A 2455-nucleotide genomic window follows, 5' to 3' on the forward strand; every position below is an offset into this window, starting at 1 on the left:
GTCAGCTCTTGCGCTTGGCCTCGTCAACGGCGTCGGATGCCGCGTCCTTGGCGTCGTGCGCAGCGTCACCGACCGCGTCGGCTGCGTCCGAAGCCGCATCCTTCGCGTCGTCGATCGCGTCGGATGCCGTGGCACCGGCATCCGAGACCGCGTCGCCAGCGGTGTCCACGGCGTCACTGGCCGCGTCCTTCGCGTCGTGCGCTGCGTCGCCAGCCGCGTCCTTGACGTCGGCGACCTTCTCGGCCACGGCGTCCTTGGCGTCGGCCGCCTTGTCCTTGGCGTCCGAGACCGCGTCGGACACGGCATCCGACGCGGCAGCAGCCTTGTCCTTGGCCTTGTCGGCCAGGTCGCCGACCTTCTCCGACGTGCTCTTGGGCGGCGTGTACGTGCCCGCGGTCGCCCACGGGTCGGGGCGCTCGTTGCTCTTGCGGTAGGCCATGATCGCGGCGCCGGCAGCGATGGCGCCGAGCAGGAGCAGCCACTTGCCCTTGCCACCACCCTGCTTGGCGACGGCGTCACCCTTGAGCACGGCGAAGGCGTCGGGGGCGCGCTCGGCGGTCTCGGTGGCGGTGTCCTTCGCGGCGGCGGCACCGGCGGCGACCGCGGCGATGGCGCTGACGACCTTGGGCAGGACGTCCTCGACGAACACCTCACGCGCGGACTCGACCTTGGGGGCCAGGTTCTCGGCGGCGTGGTGCGCCTTCTCCTTGGCGGTCTCGGCGGCGCCATGTGCGTACTCAGCGGCCTCGGCAGCCTTCACCTTGGCGGCGGCAGCAGTCGCAGCAGCGGCCTCGGCTGCCTCGGCGGCCTTGACCTTCAGCTCGGCTGCGCGCTCGGCGGCGTCGTGAGCGCTGTCGGTGACGCTCGCAACCCCGGTGGTGACGGCATCCTTGGCCTGGTCGGCCTTGCTGTCGGAACGGAACACGTGTCCTCCTCGTGTGGACGTTGTCTTGTCGACCATCTTGCCCTGTGGCCCCACCTCGACGCGATGGCGGGTGCAGCCTGATCTGTCGGTCGATCGCCCGTTCTGTCGGGCGGCCGGCGGGCAGGCCCCGTCAGGACGTCGTGAGAGGATCGACGCCATGAAGGCAACCCTGCACACGAACCATGGCCCCATCGTCGTCGAGCTCTTCGCGAACGAGGCGCCCAAGACCGTCGCCAACTTCACCGGTCTCGCGACCGGCGAGAAGGAGTACAAGGATGACGCGGGTCGCAGCAACCCGACCCCGTACTTCGACGGCCTGATCTTCCACCGCATCATCCCCGGCTTCATGATCCAGGGCGGCTGCCCGCTGGGCCGCGGCATGGGTGGACCGGGCTACAACTTCGACGACGAGATCCACCCCGACAAGCAGTTCGACCGCCCCTACATCCTCGCCATGGCCAACGCCGGCAAGCGCATGGGCAAGGGCACGAACGGCTCGCAGTTCTTCATCACCGTCGCCCCGACGACCTGGCTCAACGGCAAGCACACCATCTTCGGTGAGGTCGCCGACGGCCCGAGCCGCGAGGTCGTCGACAAGATCGCCGGCGTCCGCACCGGTGCCCAGGACAAGCCGCTCGAGGACGTCGTCATCGAGCGCGTCGAGCTGAACGACTGACGCTGGTCGTGACCGAGCGCGCGAGGCGGGAGTCCCGACGTGGCTGAGCAACCGGCATCCCCGGATGCCGTGGAGCAGGCCCCCGTCTGCCCACGGCATCCGGACCGGGAGTCCTACGTGCGCTGCCAGCGCTGCATGCGCCCGACCTGCCCGGAGTGCCAGCGACCGGCCGCGGTCGGCATCCAGTGCGTCGACTGTGTCGCCGAGGGTGCGAAGACGGTGCGACAGGTGCGCACCGTCTTCGGCGGGGCCGTGACCGACGGCCGACCCGTCGTGACGATGACGCTCATCGGGATCTGCGTCGCCGTGTTCCTGGCGCAGTCCGCGGTGCCCGGGTTCGAGCGGCAGATCTGGTTCTCGCCGGTGCTCGGCCAGTCCGAGCCGTGGCGCTTCATCACCTCGGCGTTCGCGCACGGGTCGCTCATGCACATCGCGTTCAACATGTACGCGCTGTGGGTGATGGGCACCTACCTCGAGCCGATGCTCGGCCGGGCCCGGTTCCTCGCCATCTACCTGCTGAGTGCATTCGGTGGGTCGGTCTTCTACCTCCTGCTGGCTGCGCCGCAGACCTATGAGGAAGCCGTGGCGTTCGGCCCGGGCATGTGGTGGACCCCCGCGGTCGGGGCCTCGGGCGCGGTGTTCGGCCTGTTCGGCGCCTTCCTGGTGCTCCAGCGTCGTCTGGGGCGGTCGGCTGCCGGCATGTACGTCGTCATCGGCATCAACGCGGTCATCGGGTTCGTGCTGCCCAACATCGCCTGGCAGGCCCACCTCGGTGGGGCGCTCACGGGGGCGGCGGCCGCAGCGGCGATCGCCTACCTCGGGCGCAACCGTGGGCCGCTCAAGCCCGTCGACCG

At 70.1% G+C, this 2455-nt stretch carries 3 protein-coding genes; 2 read left to right on the forward strand and 1 reads right to left on the reverse strand.

Annotated features, from left to right (window positions below):
• Position 1 precedes the first annotated feature (1 nt).
• A complete protein-coding gene (locus tag PLL68_RS13865; RefSeq protein ID WP_324535061.1) occupies positions 2–925 on the reverse strand; it encodes a hypothetical protein in 924 nt (307 codons plus the stop codon).
• A gap of 157 nt (positions 926–1082) precedes the next feature.
• Here PLL68_RS13865 and PLL68_RS13870 point away from each other — a divergent pair, with 157 nt between their 5' ends.
• Both PLL68_RS13870 and PLL68_RS13875 read left to right on the forward strand, forming a co-directional pair.
• Complete coding sequence (locus PLL68_RS13870; RefSeq protein WP_324535063.1) at positions 1083–1601, forward strand: peptidylprolyl isomerase; 519 nt, start codon at positions 1083–1085, stop codon at positions 1599–1601.
• A gap of 39 nt (positions 1602–1640) precedes the next feature.
• The coding region (locus tag PLL68_RS13875; protein WP_324535065.1) for a rhomboid family intramembrane serine protease at positions 1641–2455 on the forward strand (815 nt) is incomplete at its 3' end.

The sequence above is a fragment of the Ornithinibacter sp. genome, from assembly GCF_035443565.1.
GTDB lineage: Bacteria > Actinomycetota > Actinomycetes > Actinomycetales > Dermatophilaceae > Fodinibacter.

Bases quoted from the DNA above. Each gene is read 5' to 3' on its own strand.
- PLL68_RS13870 (WP_324535063.1), top strand. From the start codon at position 1,083: ATGAAGGCAACCCTGCACACGAACCATGGCCCCATCGTCGTCGAGCTC.